Source organism: Mycolicibacterium brisbanense (assembly GCF_001570425.1).
GTDB lineage: Bacteria > Actinomycetota > Actinomycetes > Mycobacteriales > Mycobacteriaceae > Mycobacterium > Mycobacterium brisbanense.
Map to the genome: position 1 here is coordinate 96,386 of NZ_BCSX01000024.1, position 20,471 is coordinate 116,856.

General features: G+C 65.9%; 24 protein-coding genes. 15 read left to right on the plus strand and 9 right to left on the minus strand.

Translation table 11 applies throughout. The features are described from left to right. The first annotated feature begins 38 nt into the window (after nucleotides 1-38). The 10 genes from RMCB_RS13140 to RMCB_RS13185 all read left to right on the plus strand — a co-directional run bounded on the left by RMCB_RS13140 (nucleotide 39) and on the right by RMCB_RS13185 (nucleotide 9,067). Entirely contained in the window at nucleotides 39-263 is a 225-nt protein-coding gene (locus tag RMCB_RS13140; RefSeq protein WP_062829131.1) for a hypothetical protein, read from the plus strand. A 13-nt stretch (nucleotides 264-276) separates the two neighbouring features. Further along, a complete protein-coding gene (locus RMCB_RS13145; RefSeq protein ID WP_062829132.1) occupies nucleotides 277-756 on the plus strand; it encodes a pyridoxamine 5'-phosphate oxidase family protein in 480 nt (159 codons plus the stop codon). A gap of 172 nt (nucleotides 757-928) precedes the next feature. After that, nucleotides 929-1,744: a DeoR/GlpR family DNA-binding transcription regulator gene (locus RMCB_RS13150; RefSeq protein ID WP_029369585.1), complete on the plus strand. Its 816-nt coding sequence runs from the start codon at nucleotides 929-931 to the stop codon at nucleotides 1,742-1,744. Further along, nucleotides 1,741-3,222, plus strand: a complete 1,482-nt coding sequence (locus RMCB_RS13155; RefSeq protein WP_062829133.1) for an FGGY-family carbohydrate kinase — start codon at nucleotides 1,741-1,743, stop codon at nucleotides 3,220-3,222. The genes RMCB_RS13150 and RMCB_RS13155 overlap by 4 nt, the downstream gene beginning before the upstream one ends. A gap of 29 nt (nucleotides 3,223-3,251) precedes the next feature. Further along, nucleotides 3,252-4,577 carry an ABC transporter substrate-binding protein gene (locus RMCB_RS13160; protein ID WP_029369587.1) on the plus strand — a complete coding sequence of 442 codons (1,326 nt, stop codon included), beginning with the start codon at nucleotides 3,252-3,254 and terminating at the stop codon, nucleotides 4,575-4,577. A gap of 60 nt (nucleotides 4,578-4,637) precedes the next feature. Continuing rightward, entirely contained in the window at nucleotides 4,638-5,489 is an 852-nt protein-coding gene (locus RMCB_RS13165; protein ID WP_062829517.1) for a carbohydrate ABC transporter permease, read from the plus strand. After that, nucleotides 5,486-6,301 carry a carbohydrate ABC transporter permease gene (locus RMCB_RS13170; RefSeq protein WP_029369589.1) on the plus strand — a complete coding sequence of 272 codons (816 nt, stop codon included), beginning with the start codon at nucleotides 5,486-5,488 and terminating at the stop codon, nucleotides 6,299-6,301. Before RMCB_RS13165 ends, RMCB_RS13170 begins: the two co-directional genes overlap by 4 nt. 22 nt (nucleotides 6,302-6,323) lie before the next feature. Beyond that, entirely contained in the window at nucleotides 6,324-7,400 is a 1,077-nt protein-coding gene (locus RMCB_RS13175; protein ID WP_062829134.1) for an ABC transporter ATP-binding protein, read from the plus strand. Nucleotides 7,401-7,429: 29 nt separating this feature from the next. After that, nucleotides 7,430-8,200 (plus strand): SDR family NAD(P)-dependent oxidoreductase, encoded by a 771-nt coding sequence (locus tag RMCB_RS13180; RefSeq protein ID WP_029369591.1) that lies wholly within the window; start codon nucleotides 7,430-7,432, stop codon nucleotides 8,198-8,200. 45 nt (nucleotides 8,201-8,245) lie between these two features. Next, on the plus strand, nucleotides 8,246-9,067 hold the full coding sequence (locus tag RMCB_RS13185; protein ID WP_029369592.1) for a BtpA/SgcQ family protein: 822 nt from the start codon (nucleotides 8,246-8,248) through the stop codon (nucleotides 9,065-9,067). 121 nt (nucleotides 9,068-9,188) lie between these two features. Here the strand turns inward: RMCB_RS13185 and hchA are convergent, their stop codons facing one another. After that, nucleotides 9,189-10,070, minus strand: a complete 882-nt coding sequence (gene hchA / locus RMCB_RS13190; RefSeq protein ID WP_029369593.1) for a glyoxalase III HchA — start codon at nucleotides 10,068-10,070, stop codon at nucleotides 9,189-9,191. Nucleotides 10,071-10,242: 172 nt separating this feature from the next. Here hchA and RMCB_RS13195 point away from each other — a divergent pair, with 172 nt between their 5' ends. Together RMCB_RS13195 and RMCB_RS13200 are read left to right on the plus strand one after the other, a co-directional pair. After that, nucleotides 10,243-10,605 (plus strand): RsbRD N-terminal domain-containing protein, encoded by a 363-nt coding sequence (locus tag RMCB_RS13195; RefSeq protein ID WP_131805520.1) that lies wholly within the window; start codon nucleotides 10,243-10,245, stop codon nucleotides 10,603-10,605. Nucleotides 10,606-10,627: 22 nt separating this feature from the next. Further along, nucleotides 10,628-11,452 (plus strand): PucR family transcriptional regulator, encoded by an 825-nt coding sequence (locus RMCB_RS13200; protein WP_062829137.1) that lies wholly within the window; start codon nucleotides 10,628-10,630, stop codon nucleotides 11,450-11,452. 1 nt (nucleotide 11,453) lies between these two features. Here RMCB_RS13200 and RMCB_RS13205 read toward each other — a convergent pair whose 3' ends face one another. From RMCB_RS13205 to RMCB_RS13235, 7 genes are all read right to left on the minus strand, one after another. After that, nucleotides 11,454-12,659 carry an acyl-CoA dehydrogenase family protein gene (locus tag RMCB_RS13205; protein ID WP_062829138.1) on the minus strand — a complete coding sequence of 402 codons (1,206 nt, stop codon included), beginning with the start codon at nucleotides 12,657-12,659 and terminating at the stop codon, nucleotides 11,454-11,456. A gap of 22 nt (nucleotides 12,660-12,681) precedes the next feature. Continuing rightward, on the minus strand, nucleotides 12,682-13,443 hold the full coding sequence (locus RMCB_RS13210; protein ID WP_062829139.1) for an SDR family NAD(P)-dependent oxidoreductase: 762 nt from the start codon (nucleotides 13,441-13,443) through the stop codon (nucleotides 12,682-12,684). Next, nucleotides 13,443-14,474 carry a phosphotransferase family protein gene (locus RMCB_RS13215; protein WP_062829518.1) on the minus strand — a complete coding sequence of 344 codons (1,032 nt, stop codon included), beginning with the start codon at nucleotides 14,472-14,474 and terminating at the stop codon, nucleotides 13,443-13,445. Before RMCB_RS13215 ends, RMCB_RS13210 begins: the two co-directional genes overlap by 1 nt. Before the next feature lie 169 nt (nucleotides 14,475-14,643). Continuing rightward, nucleotides 14,644-15,480: a TetR-type transcription factor C-terminal domain-containing protein gene (locus RMCB_RS13220; RefSeq protein ID WP_062829519.1), complete on the minus strand. Its 837-nt coding sequence runs from the start codon at nucleotides 15,478-15,480 to the stop codon at nucleotides 14,644-14,646. An 89-nt stretch (nucleotides 15,481-15,569) separates the two neighbouring features. Further along, the gene (locus tag RMCB_RS13225) at nucleotides 15,570-16,535 is read right to left on the minus strand and encodes an acyl-ACP desaturase (protein WP_062829140.1); all 966 of its coding nucleotides are present in this window, start codon (nucleotides 16,533-16,535) and stop codon (nucleotides 15,570-15,572) included. A 412-nt stretch (nucleotides 16,536-16,947) separates the two neighbouring features. Continuing rightward, nucleotides 16,948-17,151 (minus strand): cold-shock protein, encoded by a 204-nt coding sequence (locus tag RMCB_RS13230; RefSeq protein ID WP_029369599.1) that lies wholly within the window; start codon nucleotides 17,149-17,151, stop codon nucleotides 16,948-16,950. Nucleotides 17,152-17,618: 467 nt separating this feature from the next. After that, entirely contained in the window at nucleotides 17,619-18,422 is an 804-nt protein-coding gene (locus tag RMCB_RS13235) for a transglutaminase-like domain-containing protein (RefSeq protein WP_036423799.1), read from the minus strand. Nucleotides 18,423-18,650: 228 nt separating this feature from the next. On the opposite strand from RMCB_RS13235, the gene RMCB_RS36900 reads away from it, so the two are divergent. Together RMCB_RS36900 and RMCB_RS13245 are read left to right on the plus strand one after the other, a co-directional pair. Further along, nucleotides 18,651-18,863, plus strand: a complete 213-nt coding sequence (locus tag RMCB_RS36900) for a hypothetical protein (protein ID WP_308213620.1) — start codon at nucleotides 18,651-18,653, stop codon at nucleotides 18,861-18,863. A gap of 337 nt (nucleotides 18,864-19,200) precedes the next feature. Further along, nucleotides 19,201-19,650: a DUF5994 family protein gene (locus tag RMCB_RS13245; protein WP_308213621.1), complete on the plus strand. Its 450-nt coding sequence runs from the start codon at nucleotides 19,201-19,203 to the stop codon at nucleotides 19,648-19,650. A gap of 27 nt (nucleotides 19,651-19,677) precedes the next feature. Here RMCB_RS13245 and RMCB_RS13250 read toward each other — a convergent pair whose 3' ends face one another. Continuing rightward, nucleotides 19,678-20,058 carry a nitroreductase family deazaflavin-dependent oxidoreductase gene (locus tag RMCB_RS13250; protein ID WP_029369602.1) on the minus strand — a complete coding sequence of 127 codons (381 nt, stop codon included), beginning with the start codon at nucleotides 20,056-20,058 and terminating at the stop codon, nucleotides 19,678-19,680. 22 nt (nucleotides 20,059-20,080) lie between these two features. On the opposite strand from RMCB_RS13250, the gene RMCB_RS13255 reads away from it, so the two are divergent. Then, the gene (locus RMCB_RS13255; RefSeq protein ID WP_062829142.1) at nucleotides 20,081-20,467 is read left to right on the plus strand and encodes a nitroreductase/quinone reductase family protein; all 387 of its coding nucleotides are present in this window, start codon (nucleotides 20,081-20,083) and stop codon (nucleotides 20,465-20,467) included. Nucleotides 20,468-20,471 lie beyond the last annotated feature (4 nt).

The following is a 20,471-nucleotide window of genomic DNA, read 5'->3' on the forward strand; positions in this document are numbered from 1 at the left end:
GCCGTTTGGCGGCCCGGCTTTTTGGGCAGCCGTTACCCATGGCTACCGAGAAAGAACTCCACGTCACCGAGGAAAACCACAGACAGGCCGAAGAGGTCATGAAGTCCTACGACGACACCCGGCCGACCGTCACCCTGCCCGGAACCGGGGGCACGGTGTCGGGTACTGCGGTCAACGACTGGCTCGACGACGAGGGAAAGCCCATCTACGGCCGGGACGACAAGGGCGCGGACAAAGACGCCGACAAGGGCGACGACGGGTAATAACCTCGCTCGTGTGACCTCACTGGAGCGCATCGCGCCTGCCTTCGTCGAGATGGCCCATTCGATCGTGTGGGCCTCGGCCGCCACCGTCGACGCCGATGGGCGCCCGCGCAGTCGCATCCTGCACCCGATCTGGGAGTGGGACGGCACCGACCTGTTCGGCTGGATCGCCACCGGGCCCACGCCGGTCAAGAAAGCTGATCTCGCCGCGCACCCCTATCTCTCGGTGAGCTATTGGACCACCAGCCACGACACCTGCTCGGCGGACTGTCTGGTCGAGTGGTATCTCGACGACGACACCCGCCGCCAGGTGTGGGACCGTTTCGCGACCGCGCCCGCGCCGGTCGGTTACGACCCGGCGATCATCCCGGGATGGGACGGGCCCACGTCGCCCGGCTTCGCGGCGCTGCGGTTGAGCCCGTACCGGCTGCGCGTCATGCCGGGGACGGTGTTGACGGCAGGCGCCGGGGAAGTGCTGACGTGGCGCGCCTGACGTCACGGCGGACAGCCTCGTTACTTTTCTGAAAACTTCGCTGAAAAAAATTCACACTCAGCCGTAGACACCGGGCCATAGCTGTCATATATTCACACGCTATGTGCAATTCAGCGGTCGGCGTGGCGAATTCGCGCCCTCGCGATGTGAAACTTACACACGAGTGGCGGGTGTGAGCGTGGACGCCAAGACCCGCAGAGATCGCATCAGCGAACGGGTACGCACCGATTTCGAGGTGGGTTACGCGGAGCTGGCGGCCGAGTTCGACGTGTCCGAGATGACCATCCGCCGCGACGTCGAGGCTCTGGAGGCACTCGGTGTCGTACGCCGGGTGGTCGGGGGCGTCATCGCGCTGACCGGCAAGCGCACCGAGCCGTCGTTCGCCACCCGGGTGGCCGACGCTGCCGAGCAGAAACGCCACATCGCCGACGCCGTCGCGGACCTGATCGGTCCCGAGGAGACCCTCATCCTCGATTCCGGTAGTACGGCGCTGGCCGTGGCGCAGTCGCTGCGCGGCCGCGGGCTCGGCCTGACCGTGGTCACTCCCAGCGTGCTCGCCGCGGTGGAACTCGTCGACGAGCCGGACACCAAGGTGGTGCTGGCCGGCGGCGAGCTGCGTCCCGGCGAGCTGAGCCTGATCGGTCCCGCCACGGAAGACACTCTGACCCAGTACAACTGCGACACCTTCGTGATGGGCGTCGCGGGTATCGACGTCGAGCGCGGGATCTCCGACTATCACCAGGCCGAGAGCCGGGTCAAGCGGGTGGCCAGCAGCCGTGCGGACCGGGTCATCGTCGCGGCGGACACCAGCAAGCTCGGACGCGTCACGTTCGTCAGCATTGCCGCACTGACCGATATCGACGTCATCGTCACCGACGGACCTGTCGACCACCCGGCGCTGGTCGCCGCACGCAATGCGGGTGTCGAGGTGATCTGCGTTGCGGGGCAAGAGGATCCGGCCTCCGACCCTGAGGCGGCCCGGGTATGAGCCACTACACCATCGGGGTCGACATCGGCACCACGGGCACCAAGACGGTGCTGTTCGATGTCGATCACGGCATCGTCGCGACCGCTTCCCGTGAGACCGCGCTGTACTCGACGGGGCCTGGCATCGCCGAGGCGGACACCGAGCAATGGCATCGGAACGTGGTCGAGTCGATCCGGGAAGTGGTCACTGCCGCGGGCGCCGACGCCGGCGAGGTCGGCGCGATCGCCACGTCGGGCATGGTGCCCGCCGTGGTGCCGATCGACAAGTCGGGAAAACCGTTGCGCCGTGGCATTCTTCAGAACGATGCCAGGGCGCATCGGCAGGTCGACCGGCTCGCCGAGTCGGTGGCCGCAGTCGATCTGGTCAGTCTGACCGGTTCTGCGCTGACTCAGCAGTCGGTGGCTCCGACCATTGTGTGGCTGCGCGAGAACGAGCCGGATGTCCATGCCCGCACCACGCATTGGGTCGGCTCGTATGACTGGGTGCTCGCAGCGCTGGGTGCGCAGGTGCACGTGGAGCAGAACTGGGCGCTGGAATCCGGGTTGTTCACGATCGCCGGGGCGACGGCTGAACCTGTGCTCGCCGCTGCTGACATCGACCCGGCGACCCTCGCGCCGGTGTGCCGGCCGGGCACCAGGGTGGGCGAGCTCAGCACGGCGGCCGCCGAACTGACGGGCTTGAGGGCGGGCACGGCGCTCGTGGTCGGTGGTGCCGACCACGTGCTCTCGGCGTACGCCGCCGGCGTCAATCAACCCGGCGATGCTTTGGTGAAACTCGGTGGGGCGGGGGACATCCTGGCCGCCAGCAACACCGGGGTGGTCGACGAGCGGCTCTACCTCGACGCCCATCCGGTTCCGGGGCAGTGGCTGCCCAACGGCTGTATGGCCACCAGCGGCAGCCTCATTCGCTGGTTCCAGGCCCTCGTCGGCGGTGTCGAGCTGACGGCGCTCGACGCCGAGGCGGCCGGCCGGGCACCGGCGGAGGTCATGTGCCTGCCCTACTTCCTCGGGGAGAAGAGCCCGATCCACGACCCGGACCTGCGAGGCGTGTTCGCGGGCTTACACCTTGGGCACACCCGAGCGGACATGTACCGCTCGGTGCTGGAGGCCATCGCTTTCGGATTCCGCCACCACATCGACGTATTCGCCGACATCGGCCTCCCGCTGCGCCGCGTGATGATCACCAACGGCGGATCGAAATCGACACTGTGGAAACAGATCCACGCCGACATCCTCGGTCTGGAGATGCTGCCGGTGCGCGGTCATCCCGGCGCCTCTCTGGGCGCCGCCGTGATCGCCGCCATCGGCATCGGTGCCCTCGACGACTGGTCGGATGTCTCGCGGTTCATCACGCTGGACGCACCGTATGTGCCGGACCCGGCGCACAAGTCGATCTATGACGCCGCATACGCGACGTGGCGCGACCTCGGCGACGCGGTGGCGCCCATCTCGCACGCCATCGCCCGTGCCCCCCGATGAGAATCAGAACCGAAAGGATAAGTGCCGCAATGAAAATCACCACTAACCCGACACCAGGGCGGAGGCGGCCGTTCTTTCTGGCTGCCGTGATCGCCCTGGTGTCAGCGGTCGCCATGTTGCTGAGCTCCTGCGCCGGCAGCGGTGGACCCGAGCAAGCACAGGGGACCGGAACGGGGGACATCCCGAAGAACACCTCCGGCAACGTGCGCATCCTGATGGAGAACGTCCCGGACAGCGACATCGTCAAATCGATGGTGGCCGACTTCAACAAGGACTACCCAGACGTCAAGGTCGACATCGAGCTGCTGACCTATGACCAGATGCGCGACAAGCTGGTGTCCTCGTTCCAGTCCACCACCCCGAACTATGACCTGATCGTGGTGGACAACCCGTGGATGGTGGACTTCGCCAAGGCCAAGTTCCTGCAGCCGCTGGACGCCCGTATCGACAGCACGCCCGGCTACGACGCGGCCGACTTCTTCAAGCCACTGACCGACATCACCACCGTCGACGGGGTCCGCTACGCCGTGCCGTTCTACAACTACGCGCTCGGATACCTTTACAACACAGACGATCTGGCGCAGGCCAAGCAGACGGTCCCGACCACCCTGGATCAACTGGTCAGCACCAGCAAGGCGCTCAAGTCCGGTGATCACGCCGGTATCGCGATGCAGCCGCAGCGCGGCTACAAGATCTTCGAGGAATGGGGCAACTGGCTGTTCGCCGCGGGCGGCTCCATCTACGGTCCCGACGGCAAGCCCACCCTGAACACGCCGCAGGCCAAGCGTGCGCTGGCCGCGTACATCGACACCTACAAGAACGCCGCCCCGCCCAACAGCCTGAACTGGAGCATGGACGAGGCCCAGCGGTCGCTGGCCGCCGGGCAGGCCGCGTCGATGATCAACTACAACTGGCAGCTACCCGCCGTCAACGAGCCCGGATCCGGGCCCTCGGCAGGCAAGTTCAAGCTGGCGCCGATTCCCGGCGGCAAGCAGGTGCTGGGCTCCTGGAGCTGGGCCATCCCGGCCAACTCCGGTGCTTCGGACGCCGCCTGGGCGTTCGCCTCGTGGATCACGGCCAAGCCGCACGATGTCGCCCGCACCGAGAAGGGCGGCGCCGCGATCCGGCAGAGCACGCTCAAGGACCCGGCGGTGCTGAACGGGAAGTTCGGCGCGGACTACTACCAGACGGTGGAAAAGCTCCTCGCCAATTCCGCACCGCTGAGCCAGGGTCCCAGCGGCGAGGAGATGATCCAGGCCGTCGGCACCGAGCTCAACGAGGCCGTCGCAGGCACCAAGAGTGTCGACGACGCGCTGGCCGCCGCACAGGCCGCGGCCGAGAAGATCCAGGGCTAGCTGACCCCTCGCAGCTGCCCTCATGAAACCGACCACCCCGCGAAAGGAGCAATGACCATGATGCAGTTCAAACACGGCATGGTCGCCCCTCTGATTGCGCTTTTCGTCGGGGTGGTCGGTTTCCCCCTGGCGTACGCGTTCTACCTGAGCCTCACCGACTATCGGCTGACCAATCACGGCACACCGAACCTGGTGGGTGCCAAAAACTACGTCAACACCTTCGGCGACGGCGAGTTCTGGCACGCGTTCGGCATCACCGCGCTGTTTGTGTTCGTGGCGGTGGGGCTCGAGTTGGTCATCGGGCTGGCCATTGCGCTCGCCCTGCAGAAGCAGCGCTGGGCACGCGATCTCACGCGGTCCATGCTGCTCGCACCGATGTTCATCACGCCCATCGCCGTCGGGCTGATCTTCCGCTTCCTGCTCAACGATCAGCTCGGTGCGATCCCACATCTGTTGCGCGCCATCGGTATCGACTACGACTTCTTCGGGCCTGGCCGCGCGCTGTTCACCATCGCCTTCATCGACGTGTGGCAGTGGACCCCGTTCATGGTGCTGCTCCTGCTTGCCGGGCTGGAATCCATTCCGCGCCAACCGCTGGAGGCTGCGCGCGTCGACGGCGCAGGCGGCTGGTACATCCTGCGGAGGGTGACCCTGCCGCTGCTGGCGCCCGTGCTGGTCGTGGCCATCATGCTGCGGTGCCTGGACGCCATGAAGGTGTTCGAGTACGTGTTCGCCACCACTCGGGGCGGCCCGGGCACCGAAACCGAAACCTTGCAGTACTTCATCTACCAGACCGGAATTCAGTTCTTCCGGCTCGGATCCGCCTCGTCCATGGCCTTCGTGGTGCTGCTGGTGGTGCTCACTGTCATCGTGCTCGCGTTCCGCCGGATGGAGAAGACGAAGCAGTCATGAGGAATTCGATCGCGCTCACGGTATGCCGGATCGCTCTGTTGTGGGCCGCGGCCATCACGGTGCTGTTCCCGGTCGTATGGGTCGCGCTGGCCAGCGTGAAAACCCCTCAGCAGCTCAATGATCCGTTCTTGATCGCGTTCACCCCGGTGCTCGACAGCTGGCGCAACGTGTTGACATCGGGGATCTTGGCCGCGGCCGGCCGCAGTGCCGTCGTCGCCGTCGTCACCGTCGGTATCAGCGTGGTGGTCGGCAGCATGGGCGCCTACGCGATCGCGCGGTATCGGGCCGGCGGCACCGCGACCCGGTTCGGCATGCTGGCGGCCCAGGTGCTGCCGCCGGCGGTGCTGGTGTTCCCGTTCCTCACCATGGCGTACGCGCTGCGGCTCAACGACACCTTGGTGCCGGTCATCTTTGCGCACCTGAGTTTCGTTCTGCCCGTGGTGACGTGGTTCCTGATCGGCTTCTTCGAAGCAGTGCCGCGGTCGCTGGAGGAGCAGGCCCAGGTCGACGGTTTCACCAGGTTCCAGGCGTTCCGGATGGTGGTGCTGCCCCAGGTGTATCCGGGCATCGGCGCCGCCGCCATCTTCGGGTTCACCCTGTCGTGGAACGACCTGTTCTACGGCCTGATCCTGGCGCCCGGCAAGGCCGCGATCCTGCCGGTGGCGATCGCCGGGTTCAACACGTTCCGCGGTGTCCAGATCGGCTCGATGAGCGCGGCGATCCTCATCGCGGTCGTACCGGTAGTCATAGCAAGCTTTTTCATTCAGCGCAGGCTGGTGCAGGGCATCAGCGGCGGCGCGGTCAAGTTCTGACAAGGTTGGTGATCAACACTTCATGGCAACAGTCCGATTCTCGGGTGTCAACAAGTCCTACGGTTCGACGTCCATCGTCGAGGACTTGAACCTCGAACTGCCCGACGGTTCGTTCACGGTGCTGGTCGGGCCGTCCGGCTGCGGCAAGTCGACGTCACTACGCATGCTGGCAGGGCTGGAAACCGTGACGGCGGGCACCATCACGATCGGTGACCGCGACGTCACCCACCTGCCGCCGCGTGACCGGGATGTCGCGATGGTGTTCCAGAACTACGCGCTCTACCCGCATCTGACCGTGCGAGAGAACATCGCGTTTCCGTTGCGGGCGTCGAAGACGCCCCGGCACGATGCGCTGGCGCGGGCCGACGAGGTGGCCGAATCGCTCGGCTTGGGAAAGTTGTTGGCCCGCAAGCCCAAAGACATCAGCGGTGGGCAGCAGCAGCGCGTCGCGATCGGCCGCGCCATCGTGCGGCAACCGTCGGTGTTCCTGTTCGACGAACCGCTGTCGAACCTGGATGCCAAACTGCGCGTCGAAACGCGCACTGAGCTGCTGCAGATCCAGCGCCGGCTCGGCATCACCTCGGTCTACGTCACGCACGACCAGGAGGAGGCGATGACGCTGTCGGACCGCATGGTGGTCATGCGCGACGGCCGCACCGCGCAGGAAGGCACGCCCCTGGAGGTGTACAACACCCCGGCCGACACCTTCGTCGCCGCATTCGTGGGCAGCCCCAAGATGAACCTCGTGGACGGCCGGCTGGACGGCCAGACGTTCACGCTGCCAACCGGTTTCGCGTTCGGGGTGCAGGGGGCCGAGGCGTCCGGCGCGGTGACGCTCGGTGTGCGCCCCGACGACCTGGTGCCCACGGTCGCCGCCGACGGCGACGAGACCGCGGCCACCGTGACACTCGTCGAACTGCTGGGCCCTCGGGCCATCGTCACGATCGACGCGCGTGGCACCGAGCTCACCAGTGTCGTAGAGGTGTCCCGCATGTCGGGGATACGTGAGGGTGCCGCGGTCACCCTCGCGGCCCGGCCCGGCGCCGTCCACACATTTGACCCAGCCACCGGCCGGCGTCTCACGGGCGCAGGCAAGTAACCGAAAACGGATAGGAACGAACCACACTCATGACCAAGACAGTCGTCGTGACCGGCGCAGGTTCGGGGATCGGGCGCGCCATCGCCACCATTCTCGCGCAACGGGATTGGCGCGTCGTCGTCACCGATATCAACGGCGACGCGGCACGGGAAGTCGCCGCATCACTGGCCAATCCGGACGCCGGCCACGAATCGGCGGTGCTCAACGTCACCGAGCCCGACGATGCCGCCGCAGTGGCCTCCGGGGTCGCCGACCGCCACGGCCTCGATGCCTGGGTCAACAACGCCGGCATCTCCTTCATGCACAAATTCCTCGACGCTCCGATAGCCCGCTACGACCAGACCATGGATGTGAACCTCAAGGGTGTCTTCGTGTGCGGGCAGGCGGCGGCGCGCGCGATGGTGCGCAGCGGCACGGCGGGAGCCATTGTGAACACGGCATCGATGGCAGGCAAACAGGGTCGGGTTCCGTTCCTGTCCGACTATGTGGCGTCGAAGTTCGGTGTCGTCGGCCTGACCCAGGCGATGGCCTACGAACTCGGCGAGCACGGCATCACCGTGAACTGCGTCTGCCCGGGCTATGTCGAAACACCCATGCAGTCAAGGGAATTGGGGTGGGAGGCGGAACTGCGCGGGATCACCCCCGAGGGCGTGCGCACCATGATGATCGACGACACGCCGCTGGGCCGGCTGGAACAACCCGAGGACGTCGCACGCGTCGTGGCCTTCCTGCTCTCCGAGGACGCGCGATTCGTCACCGGCGAGGCTCTGGCCGTCAACGGCGGCGCCTACATGGACTAGCCCGAAACAGACTGTGATGCAAGACAAAAAAGAAAGGTACAAGTAGTGACCACCACCTGGCTCGACGAGGTTTTCCATGTGCGCAAGCCCGTCATCGCCATGCTCCACCTGAGCGCGCTGCCCGGCGACCCCGCATATGACAGCGCGGGCGGTATCGCCGCGGTCGTCGATCGGGCCCGCGAAGAACTCGATGCCCTGCAGTCCGGCGGCGTTGACGCAGTGATGTTCAGCAACGAGTTCAGCCTGCCGTACCTGACCAAGACCGAACCGATCACGGCGATCACCATGGCGCGCATCATCGGTGAGCTGCTGCCGAACATCGCCGTGCCCTACGGGGTCAACGTCCTGTGGGACGGGCGGGCCTCCATCGATCTCGCGGTGGCGACCGGGGCGAAATTCGTCCGCGAGATCTTCACCGGCGTGTACGCCAGTGACTTCGGGTTGTGGGACACCAACGTGGGCGAGGTCGCCCGGCACCGCGCCCGGGTGGGTGGGGCCGGCGTGAAACTGCTCTTCAACATCGTGCCGGAGTCGGCCACGTACCTCGCTGCACGCGATCTCGCGTCGATCACGCGGACCACGGTGTTCGCCACCGCACCGGACGCCATCTGCGTATCCGGCGCGACGGCCGGGTCACCGACGGACCTCGAGGCACTGCGCGTGGTCAAGGCGGCGGCCGGCGCGGTCCCGGTCTTCGTCAACACCGGGGTGCGTGCCGAGAACGTCGCCGACCAGTTGGCCATCGCCGACGGCGCGGTGGTCGGCACCTACTTCAAGGCCGACGGTGTGTTCGAGAACCGGGCGCAGCGCGCACGGGTGGAAGAGTTGATGGGCAACGCGCGCGCATATCGCGAGCAGTTGGTGTGAGGGTGACGGCACGCGTGGGCGGGACCGCTCACGCGTGCCGCACTCCCGCCGAGCAGACACGAAAGTTCGCGACGCGCGGCGTTTGGCGGACTTTCGTGTCTGCTCGCGGGCCCGGGCGTGGCTACCCGTCGGCGCGAACCGCTTCGACCAGAGCGTCGGCGGCGAGTAGGCCGAGATTGTTCGAGGCCAGTGGACTGTCCCCGGTGAGCAGCTTGCGGTCCCGGTGGACCTGGCCGGTCATCTGATCGTTGACGATCGTGAGCCCCTGCTTGCCGAGCAGGTCGGCGACCAGCCACCGCAAATGCCCTGGCAGGTAACCGATCTCGAGGTTCGGGCCCTGGTCGAGGGCATCCGGGAAGACGCACACTGAGTAGCCCTTGAACGGCGATTCCTGCTTGCCGAGAGCACCCGCCAGCAACGCGGCCGGGCCATGGCACAGGGTGATGATGAACTTGTCGTTGGCCAGGGCCCAATCGAGCGTCTGCTCCACATCCTTACTCGAAGGCAGGCCCACCACGGCGGCATGACCCCCCGGGATGAACACCGCGAGATAGTCGGAGTCCGGGCCGAGGTCATCGGCGATTACGTCGGCAAGTTTCTTTGGCTGCTTGAGCTTGGGCTTGAGCGCCTCGTAGGTCGACATGACCGCCTGGTCCTCGCGGGGCATGGCCCACAGTTCCAGCTTGGCGGGGTAGCCCGACAGCGTGGCGATGTCGATCTCGAAGCCGGCCTCCATCAGGTGGTGCAGTGGGAGGAGCATCTCGATCGGGTGGTTGCCGGTCGAGAACATCTTGCCGTTCTCCAGCAGCACGTAGCGTTCTTCGGCGGCGATCATGAGCACCTTCCACCTGCCGCCGGTGTAGGCGTCCTTGTGCTTGACGCCTGCGAAGTCGGTCTTGGCGGTGGTGTACTGGCTCAGCGAGTACGGCGACGGGAAGAAGGCGTTGTCTTCGGCAGGGTCCGGCGTCGGTTCCCTGCTCAGATCGTCTGCATTGGCTGCCACGGCGTCCACCTGCTTTCTTCTCGGTTGTCGGTCTTTCTCCATCGTGGTCGTCGCGGGTTGCCCCAGTCGATGGTGTGCCAAACAAGACCGGCCAGGCGTCGTTTGTCCACCGGCACAAGTCCACCGGCACAACTTTGGTCGCACGGGACGGGTGTCCGCATACCCTGGCATCGTGCGCGCTCCCATTCCCGACGCCGGTGCGACGCTCGCGGCAGCGATGCTGCCCCGCGTCGATGAGTTGGCGCAGGTGCTGGTCGACCGCATCCGCGACAACATCGAGGTGTACCGGTCCGACGACGTCGTGCCACCCGACGATCTCTACACGTCGTGCCGCACCAACCTGGAATTCATGATTCGCCACGTCGCGCACGAGCCGTGGCTCGATCTCGATGCGCCGCGGCAGACCGGGCGCAGGCGTGCTGAACAAGGTGTTCCGCTGGCGATGGTGCAGACCGCATTTCGGCATTCGTTCGCCTGTATGTGGGAGATGATCGTGACCGAAGCTGCGCGCACCGACACGGGTCACCGACGCTGACCTCGTCGGGATCGTCGGTGAGGTGTGGTCCTTTCACGACGCCTTCACCACCGCGATGATGAACTCGTTCAGCGAGACCGCGGCCCTGCTGATGGTGCAGCGCGATCAGGAGCGTTCTGCGCTGGTCGAGGCAGTGTTGCAGGGCGGCGGCACCGGTGACACCAAGACCATCCTCGATGCCGCCGACCTGCTGGCCCTGCCGTATCAGGGCACCTTTGCGGTCGTCGTGGCCGATGCCCCGGGCCTGGCCCGGCACGCGCTACCCAACGTGGAACCGGTGCTGCGGGCCCGGGACATCGGGTCAGCGTGGCGGCTCACCCCCGATCTGCACATCGGAATCGTGTCGATGCGCGGTGCCGATGGCCTGACCGAACTGGTCGACGCGTTGCGAGTGCTCGCCGTCGGGGCCGTCGGCGTGAGCCCGTCCTACACCCGGCTGGATCAGACGCCGCAGGCGTTGCACCTGGCGCGCAACGCGCTTGCCGGTGCCCAGGCCGGCGTGGCCCGTGTGACGGTGTTCGACGATGCGCCGCTGCCGATGTTGGTGGTCGGCGCACCGTCGACGGCAGCGACCATCAGTAAGCAGATCCTGGGTGAGCTGCTCGACCTGCCCGAGGCCGACCGCGAGCTGCTGCTCACGACAATGGCCACCTACTTCGCGGTCGACGGCTCTGCCAGCGAGGCCGCCGAGCGGCTGTACTGCCACCCGAACACGGTCCGCTACCGCCTGCGCCGCATCGAGCAGCTGTCCGGCCGGTCCTTCGACCGGCGGCTCGATTCCGCCGAGCTGTACATCGCCCTGGACGCCGTCCGACGCCTGCCGGAATGCCGGATCTCGGTGCCGTGAGCTATCCGACGTACGGGCGTTCGCGGCGCAGCTCGTTGCGGGCCACCGTGCGCCGGTGAACCGCGTCGGGGCCGTCGACGATCCGCAGCACCCGCGCCCAGCTGTAGAAGTAGGCGAGCGGGTAATCGTCGCTGACCCCGCCGCCGCCGAACACCTCGATGGCGCGGTCGATCACCCGGGTGGCCATGTTCGGCGCCGCGACCTTGATGGCGGCGATCTCGGTCGCGGCCCCGCGCGCGCCGTACCGGTCGATCAGCCATGCGGTGTGCAGCACCAGCAGACGGGCCTGGTCGATCTCGATGCGGGACTGGGCGATGAGGTCACGCACCACGCCCTGCTCGGCAAGCGGTCCGCCGAACGCCTCGCGGTTCTGGGCGCGATCGACCATGAGCGCCAATGCACGTTCGGCCATCCCGATGGCCCGCATGGCGTGGTGGATGCGGCCCGGACCCAGACGTGCCTGGGCGATCATGAACCCGTCGCCCTCGCCCGAGAGCACGTTGGTCACCGGGACGCGGACGTTGTCGAACACGATCTCGGAATGCCCGTGCTGATCCTGATACCCGAAAATCGGTAGATGCCGGACGATCTGGAGTCCCGGGGTGTCGCGGGGGACCAGCACCATGGACTGTTGCCGGTGCGGCGCGGCGTCAGGATCGGTCTTGCCCATCACGATGAAGATCTGACACGCCTCGTCGGCGACGCCGGTGATCCACCACTTGCGGCCATTGATGACGTACTCGTCGCCGTCGCGGGTTATCGAGGTGGTGATGTTGCGGGCGTCGGAGCTGGCCACTGCCGGCTCCGTCATGGCGAACGCAGACCTGATGTCGCCTGCCAGAAGGGGTTCGAGCCACTGCTTCTTCTGCTCGTCGGTGCCGAACATCAACAACGTTTCCATGTTGCCGGTGTCGGGCGCGTTGCAGTTCATCACCTCGGGGGCGATGACGGGCGACCACCCGGTGATCTCGGCGATCGCGGCGTATTCGGTGTTGCTGAGCCCTGATTCATGCGGCAGGAACAGGTTCCACAGCCCCCGCCGCTTGGCTTCGGTCTTGAGTTCCTCGAGGACGGGTGGCCGCGCGTGCGCAGAGTTCGCCGCGCGCCAGTCCCGGTAGACCGATTCGGCGGGAAACACCTTCTCGCGCATGAAGTCCCACACCTTCTCGGCGAGCTCGGTGGTACGTGGTGACGGGCTGAAATCCATGATGTGCTCCTTGTCCGAGGGTTCAGTGGCCGGACATGCCGCCGTCGACGGGCAGCGTGATTCCGGTGATGTAGGTCGACGCGTCGCTGGCCAGAAAGATCAGGGCGGTATCGAGTTCGTGTTGGCGGCCGACGCGTTTGAGCGTCGAGGTCTGGTCGACAAACGCGGCGAGTTGGTCACCGGGAATCGCCGCGGTCATCTCACTCTCGAAGTATCCGGGCGCGATGGAGTTGACCCGGATGCCCTTGCGGCCCGACCACTGCTGGGACAGGTCCCGGGTCAGGCCCATGACCGCGGCCTTGCTCGACGCGTACGCCGCTTGCGGCGCATAGGATTTGATCAAGCCGAGCACGCTGGCAATGTTTACGATGCTCGATCCGGGTCTCATCACCCGGGCGGCGGCCTGGGCCATCCAGTACGTGCCCATGAGGTTGACGTCGACGACGCCGCGGAACTCGTCGGGGGTTTCCCGCAGTGCGGGCACCGCGGTGCCGACCCCGGCATTGTTGACCAGGACGTCGAGACGGCCGAATTCGGTGATCGCCAGCTCGGCCAGCGCCGTGCAATCTTGCGGATCGGTGACGTCGGTGCGCCGAGTGCGGACCACATCTGTATCGAATTCACTTGCCAGCGTGTGGAGTTGGTCCTCGCGCCGGGCTCCGAGCACGACGCGTGCGCCGGCGTCGACGAGTGCCCGGGCGAATCCAGCTCCCAGGCCTGAGCTCGCCCCGGTCACCACCGCGACCCGCCCGTCCAACCGGAACCGGTCGATGACGCTCTCCATCACACCGCCTCCAGGGCGGCCAGGCCGGCCTCGGCGAGCTGGACGACTTCGCTTTCCACCTCGCCGAAATCCTGGCCTGCCATCATTCCCGCGGCCGAGCGGGCCGCGACGCCCTGGATGATGACGGCGAACTTGAACCGGGCGAACGCTTCGTAGAACGGTACCGCCGAGACGTCACGTCCGGTCCGTTCCGCATAGCGGGACAACAGATATGACCGCGGCGGGAATCCCTCCTGCGTGGTGACCGTCGGCACCAGCGGGATCTGCGGTTCGCCTGCCTGCGGCCAGTAGAACATCAGCAGACCGAGGTCGGTGAGCGGATCGCCGACCGTCGACAGCTCCCAGTCCAGCACCGCGGCGACGCGACCGGGATCGGTCGGGTCCATGAGGCAGTTGTCCAGCCGGAAGTCGCCGTGCACGATGGCCGGTGGCGGGCTGGCCGGCAGGTCCGCCTCCAGGGCGGTCGCCAGGGCATCCAGGGCGGGCACATCGCGGGAACGACTGGCCAGCGACTGCTTTCGCCAGCGGGTGACCTGACGGGCCAGGAAACCCTCCGGCCGGCCGTAGTCGTCGAGGCCGACGGATGCGGGCTCGATGCCGTGGAGATCGGCCAGTGTGTCGATGAGGGCGTCGGCGATCTTGTGCCGATCCGCCGGCGCCGTCGCGTAATCGGCCGGCATGGCGTCGCGGATGGCGTGGCCTGCGACTCTCTCCATGACATAGAACGGGGTTTTGAGCGTCTGCGCGGTGGTCTCGGCGTAGACGACCGATGCGACCGGCACGGATGTCGGTGCCAGTGCTCGCTGCACGCGCGCCTCGCGGGCCATGTCGTGCGCACTCGGCAGCAGGGGCCCCTGCGGTGGTCGACGGAGGATCAATTCGCCTGCGGCAGAAGTCAGTTCGAAGGTCAGGTTCGACTTTCCGCCGGCGATGAGCCTGGCCTTGAACGTGGCCCAGCGATTGTCGAGCGTGACGTCGGCCAGGGCGGGGCCCAGTCGGGCCGGGTGCAGCAGCGATTCGACATCGGTCATGAGGTGTTCCGTTCTGCGGGTGGTGGGACACGATTTGCGGGTCCCGACCGAACGCTCGATAGGGTTCGGTATCCCCATGGTGCGGTGAGCGCTGCTGTTTTGTCAACAGCATCTGTCAACAGCGCTGACGAGGCAGTAGTTATGTTCAGGAAAGCTGAACGTGAGAACGTCAGCCGGCGCGCATGATGTCGATTGCGAACCGGGCGTACTCCCGAGCGATCTCGGACGCCGACGTCGGCCCGGACGGCTGGAACCACGACGGCAGCGACGTGCACATGGTGGATATCGCCCGGGTGGCGTCGTGGGCATGGGGCGTGCGGAATTCGCCTGTCGCGATCGCCGCTTGGGCCTCGTCGTCGAGCATGTACTGGATATCGTTGCGTAGCGCGGAAATTCGTTCGTGATCCGGTGGCAGGATACTGCGCATCTCGCTCGCGCCGATGAAGGCCAGGTCTCTGCGGTGGGTATGGAACAGCGCAAGCGCCTCGACCATGTTGCTGAACCGCTGAGTGGGCGTTGATCCTTCAGCCCTGGCCGCCGGGATGAGCCAGTGCAACTCGCTCATCGCGACGTCGAGAATCGCCACCAGCAGGCGCTGCTTGCTCGGGTAGTGGTGGTACACACCGGGAACGCTCATGTGTGCGGCGGTGGCGATGGTCCGCATGGTGGCGCCGTGGTAGCCGGTGCGGACGAACACCGAGATCGCGGCCATGAGCACCGGATCCAGGTTCAGGGCGGGGAACGTGCGCCAGTCTGCGCCGGGGGCCTTGGCGTGGGCCCGGGGCTGCGGGACGTGGTCGGCCTCGGGCACTCGCAACATCTCGGTGGCCGACGTGCCCAGGGCTTCGGCGATCGCGTAGAGCCGGTCCACGCTGAGGCCGGCCTTGTCGTTCTCGATCGCGCTCATCGTCGCCGGGCTCACGCCGATGCGGGTGGCCAGTTGGCGTAACGAGACCCCGGCTCGCGTTCGGGCGGACCGCACGAGCGCACCGGTATGTTCAGCCATGCTGAACATGGTAGGCACCGTTCAGCAAGGGCCGGTTGTCGCACGCGTTTTCGTTCGATCCGTGCATCACCTGGCCAGTGGGCGGGCGGCTATGCCGAGAGTTCGGCTTTCGCAGCCTCGCGCGCGAGCATGCGGTCGCGCTGCTCCTCGAATTTGACGACCTGCTTCTGCAGGTCCTCCAGGTAATCGGCAAGCTGCTCGCGGCGCTTCTCACCGATCGCGGTCACGTCGTTGCGTTCGAAGATCCGCCACTTCTTGACGTTGGGCATCACGACCTCTTCGAGGTGCTGGCGCAGATCGTAGATGCCGTGTTTGGCCATGATCACGCTGTTGCGGCGCCAGTTCGGCATGCCGCGGCCGGGCATCCGGAATCCTTCGATGATGGCGCACACCGCTTCCATCGCCTGGTCGGGCGCTAGGTCGAAACCGGCCGAGAACATGTTGCGGTAGAAGACCATGTGCAGGTTCTCGTCGGTGGCGACGCGCTGCAGCATCGACTCGGCGATCGGGTCGTCGCAGATCTTGCCGGTGTTGCGGTGACTCACGCGGGTGGCGAGCTCCTGCAGCGTCGCGTACGCCGAGATCATCAGCGGTCCGGGCTCATGGATTTCGCGTTCTTCTTCGTCGGGGTCGTAGCCGTTGCGCATGTGCTCCATACGCATGCGTTCCAGCGCCACGGGATCCACACCGCGGGTGACGACGAGGTAGTCGCGGATGACGATGCCATGACGGTTTTCCTCGGCGGTCCACTGGTTCACCCAGTGGCCCCAGGCGCCGTCGAGGGAGAAGTGATTGGCCGCGCCCCGGTGATAGGACGGCAGGTTGTCCTCGGTGAGCAGATTGGTGACCATCGCGACCTTGGCGACCTCGGACAGCCGGGACTGCTCGGGATCCCAGTCCTCGCCGCCCAGGGCCGCGAAGTTACGGCCCAGGTCCCAGGGGACGTAGTCGTGCGGATGCCATTCCTTGGCGACCTTCAAATGATGATTGAGGCCTGCCTCAGCAACCGGCTCGAGCTCCTTGAGAATCTCGACGTCGGTCAAATGTCTCTGCAACGGGTCCCCTTAAGTGTTAGCCCGACCGGTGCGTGTCCGCGGTGTCTGCCTAGATAGCCACGTGTAAGGTACCCGGTTTTGCGGCCAAATCCGATTTGCCGTCCCATTCATGGGACATACCGACGCGTGGTCGACCCGGTAAGTGCGCTCTGCCTGCCTCATCAAGATCGGCCTCTACGCAGTTGGACGCGCTTTCTTGAACTGGGAACTTGATCCCATGGGCACGCCGTCAGTGGCACGTGCGGCGTCTGGGCCCCTCTGCACCGGTTTCCCGGTGGCAGGAATGCCGCTCCACCGTAGCTGGCGGCCGGCTGTTCAGCCCAAGTTGGGCACCTGTGCCACAGCGGTGTCGACGCACGAAACCCCGGGACGTCGCGCGCTTGGTCCCGGGGTTTCGGAGATGATCAGGTGATCAGAGGGCGGTTACGCCCACGGCTTGCGGGCCCTTGTTGCCCTGGGTGATTTCGAACTTCACCCGCTGGTTCTCTTCAAGCGACCGGTAGCCGCCACTCTGGATCTCGGAGTGGTGAACGAACACGTCTGGCGCACCGCCATCCGGGGCGATGAAGCCAAAGCCCTTGTCGTTGTTAAACCACTTCACGGTTCCTTCGGTCATGCTGTTACTACTTTCTCTTTTTTCGATGAACGCATGACGATGCGTCCAAATCTGGTGCCCAACGGATAACTCGTTGGTGGGCTGAGCGGCGACCAGCATGTCGACCGCTGTCGCGCGGTTCTCGGGCCGTGCTGCTGTCCTGTTGCGGCGTCATCGCGGCGCTCCAGCCTTGACCGCAATCGGCCACATTCTTCAAATCGGCGACGGCGTGACTTTGACCAGTCAGGCGACGGAATACCGCCGAATTACCTCTAGCATACGTGGTACGTCCAAATCGGCCGAAGGCGGCCCTCGATCGGAACACTGTGGTTGTGGGGGCGGACGATCATTTCGTTTCGGCGGACCTACGCCTGCCCTGCGGTTCGGGTGATTCCGTCGCCCTGGCTCTGGCGCAGATATTCAGCTGTGCCGCAATCGATTACGGTGTTCAGGCTCGTCGCCCGAGGCTGTTGCCGCCAGTACATGCGTCATCCGATCGAGACCAGCTGGTCGACCGAATCCCTGGGGAGCTCACCTTCGACGACGGCAAACACCCTCATGTCGCACAGTGCGACCGAACCCCCGTGGTTGTCGAGAAATGCGGTGTCTGCGGAGTCGCGGCCGGTGGCAATTCGCACCAGGCTCTGCCTCGGAGCCAGCAGGGTCCCGTCGACCACGCGCCAGATGCCGTCGACATACGCCTCGGCGACCGCATGAAAATCCATGGGCTGCAAACCAGGTGCGTACACCGACACCATCCGCGCGGGTACGTTGACTGCCCGCAGCAGCGCCACCGCCAGGTGGGCGAAGTCGCGGCATACCCCGGCGCCCGCCAGCAGGGTGTCGACGGCTCCGTCGATCGGATCACTGGAACCGGGCACATAGCTCAGCCTTTTGCCCACCCACGACGAGACTTTCGACAGTAGCGTCGCCGAGTCCCGGTAGCCGCCGAATTCCGTTGCGGCGAAGCCGAAGAACTTGTCCGACTCGGCGTAGCGACTGGGGCGGAGGTACACCGAGAGGTCATAGTCGGTCACCGGGGCGGGGTCGGCACGCCCGACAACCGTGGCTGTGTAGTCGACCGTGAGCCGCCCTCGCGCAGCGTCCAGTTTGTGGATACGGCTGCCGTGCGCACCGATAACCTCGGTCGGCTGCAGCTGCCCACCGTCCATATCGAAGGAAAGTGATTCGAGTACTTCGGTATTGGCCTGCCGGGCAACAGCGATCTGAAACTCGAGTGACGTCGGCTCGAGGATGTCGACGCCGAGGTGGACGCCCACGTGGCGTTTCATGATGCCGTGGAGCTATCGGCCACAGTCCGCGTCGTCAGCCATGGTTGCCGATGACTCGCGGGTCGGTGACATGCGTCATGGCTGTCCTTCTGTCGTCCGCGGCGGGGACCTAGGTCGGCGGATTGTCGGTGGTCCCGTCGATCGGATTCCGAAAATACCGCAGCGCAGCCACTCAGGCTCCGGTCAATGCCCGCTACTGCACGCCTCCCATGTCAAAGGGGCCGCATCATGTCCGACAAGTCGCTCAACGAGACTTTGGCACTCGCCAGTGACATCGTGAACGAAAACATCTGGCGCGCCGCCATCTTGAGTGATGAAGCCAAAACCTCGGTAGTCGGGGGATCAGTCCGGACCGGCGCCGTCCCGACGGCGACCCTGCCGCGGCCGAGTTCTGATGACTTCGATGGTGCTTGCCGGATGGGTGTAGTTTGGTGCAGGTAGGCGTCACATCTCTCAGCGGGGTAGCCGGCGGCTTTCGCCGCTCGGGTCCTCCCATTGTCGACGCGATCAGCCTGCAGATCATGCATCGAGTGGTTCCCACCGCCTCATCCGTACCGCTTGCGGCCGAACCACACCGAACTAGGAGCGGGCCTATGCAGTCATCCGTCATCTTTTCTCATACCAGTCCGCCCCTCGACAGCCGCGACTATGCCGACGCCGCCACACCCGTTGAGCCGCCGCTTTTTTCGGACGACACCGACAGTCAGCCACAGGCCGGTCCGACGCCATCATGAACGGCTTGGAAGGCCCCCGGCGCTCAGCGCGACCGGTGCGGGTCGTGTTGGCGAAGCAGCTGGGGGCCGACATCGACGGGGCGTGGTGGCCCTATTCCGGGTCGCTGGCCACCGAGTTGCCGAATCTGGTGGCTGCCCTGCAGCAGCCGCTGGGCGAGATCGTCGAGATCTGTCTGAATTGGTCGGAGACCGACGGGCAACTCGACTTGGACGCAATGGTCGTCGGCAGCCGGTGGGCAACCACGACGCGTCCGAAACGTCTGCGCCTGATCAGGGTGACCGGACGCAACGCTGACATCACGTTGCTGGTGATACCGCCGAGAACGTCGCTGGCGCTGGGGGCGCTGGTGATGCGCTGTGCGGCGGTGCTGCCGATCGCCGGCGCCGAACGCAGCACACCCCTGTTCGCAACAGCCGACTCGGTGGTCGGCGCCGCACTGGCTGAATCCGCCAGGTGGGCCCGCCCGGTCCGCAAAGAGGTGGCTGACGGCTGACGCGGCGAGCGAGTGTCGAACCGCCGGCTATCCCTCGGTCAGCAGGACAGCCTGCTCGAACGGCAACCGGGCGAACGGCCGGCGCATCACACCGGTCACGTGCTCGGCGGCCTCTTCCTTTGTCACCACTCGCGGGTCGTGAACCCGGATGGTCTTGCCGTGCCTGCGGATCTGCGCGTGGCCGGCGGCGGTGAGGTTCTTCAGCCAGTCGCGATCCGGGCCGTAGGTCAGCATGATCGCCACGCCCTCGTCGGTGCTGAAGACGCTCAGCGGGGTGCGGTAGGTCTTGCCGGATTTGCGGCCGACGTGCTCGAGGATTCCGAAGGTCGGGGCCCAGCCCGCCCACAGGCGTTGGATGGGATTGGTCACGTGGCGATTGAAGCGAGCCAGCGATTGCGGTAACTGCATGTTCCCATCAAACTCGTGCGTTATGGCCTATCTCAAGCCTGGATGGTTTGTTCGCACAGTGTTCAACCGGATAGCGATGGCCACCGGTGTCGGCGAAAGCCAGACCCTCACTGTCACCACCCGAGTGAGCAAACAACCGCAGCGGATTCCCGTCGTGGTTCCCGAGGTCGACGGGGTCAAGTACCTGGTTTCGACCCGCGGTGAATCCGAATGGGTTCGCAATGTGCGCGCCGACCCACGCGTGACACTGGGGTCGCAGAGCTACGTCGCGGCCGAGGTTGCCGTGGACCGACGGGCACCGATCATCGCCGCCTACCGGCCGTTGGCAGGCAAGGTCGTCGACGGCTATTGGCAGCAGTTGCCCGACGACGCCGACCACCCGGTGTTCGCGCTGACCCCGGCTGGGTGAGACG

Excerpts from the sequence above, each read along its gene's own strand:
- RMCB_RS13140 (WP_062829131.1), top strand. The coding sequence starts at position 39 with ATGGCTACCGAGAAAGAACTCCACGTCACCGAGGAAAACCACAGACAG.
- RMCB_RS13155 (WP_062829133.1), top strand. The coding sequence starts at position 1,741 with ATGAGCCACTACACCATCGGGGTCGACATCGGCACCACGGGCACCAAG.
- RMCB_RS13160 (WP_029369587.1), top strand. The coding sequence starts at position 3,252 with ATGAAAATCACCACTAACCCGACACCAGGGCGGAGGCGGCCGTTCTTT.
- RMCB_RS13165 (WP_062829517.1), top strand. The coding sequence starts at position 4,638 with ATGCAGTTCAAACACGGCATGGTCGCCCCTCTGATTGCGCTTTTCGTC.
- RMCB_RS13170 (WP_029369589.1), top strand. The coding sequence starts at position 5,486 with ATGAGGAATTCGATCGCGCTCACGGTATGCCGGATCGCTCTGTTGTGG.
- RMCB_RS13175 (WP_062829134.1), top strand. The coding sequence starts at position 6,324 with ATGGCAACAGTCCGATTCTCGGGTGTCAACAAGTCCTACGGTTCGACG.
- RMCB_RS13180 (WP_029369591.1), top strand. The coding sequence starts at position 7,430 with ATGACCAAGACAGTCGTCGTGACCGGCGCAGGTTCGGGGATCGGGCGC.
- RMCB_RS13205 (WP_062829138.1), bottom strand. The coding sequence starts at position 12,659 with ATGGATTTCAGCCCGTCACCACGTACCACCGAGCTCGCCGAGAAGGTG.
- RMCB_RS13210 (WP_062829139.1), bottom strand. The coding sequence starts at position 13,443 with ATGGAGAGCGTCATCGACCGGTTCCGGTTGGACGGGCGGGTCGCGGTG.
- RMCB_RS13215 (WP_062829518.1), bottom strand. The coding sequence starts at position 14,474 with ATGACCGATGTCGAATCGCTGCTGCACCCGGCCCGACTGGGCCCCGCC.
- RMCB_RS13220 (WP_062829519.1), bottom strand. The coding sequence starts at position 15,480 with ATGGCTGAACATACCGGTGCGCTCGTGCGGTCCGCCCGAACGCGAGCC.
- RMCB_RS13230 (WP_029369599.1), bottom strand. The coding sequence starts at position 17,151 with ATGACCGAAGGAACCGTGAAGTGGTTTAACAACGACAAGGGCTTTGGC.
- RMCB_RS13235 (WP_036423799.1), bottom strand. The coding sequence starts at position 18,422 with ATGAAACGCCACGTGGGCGTCCACCTCGGCGTCGACATCCTCGAGCCG.
- RMCB_RS36900 (WP_308213620.1), top strand. The coding sequence starts at position 18,651 with ATGTCCGACAAGTCGCTCAACGAGACTTTGGCACTCGCCAGTGACATC.
- RMCB_RS13250 (WP_029369602.1), bottom strand. The coding sequence starts at position 20,058 with ATGCAGTTACCGCAATCGCTGGCTCGCTTCAATCGCCACGTGACCAAT.
- RMCB_RS13255 (WP_062829142.1), top strand. The coding sequence starts at position 20,081 with ATGGCCTATCTCAAGCCTGGATGGTTTGTTCGCACAGTGTTCAACCGG.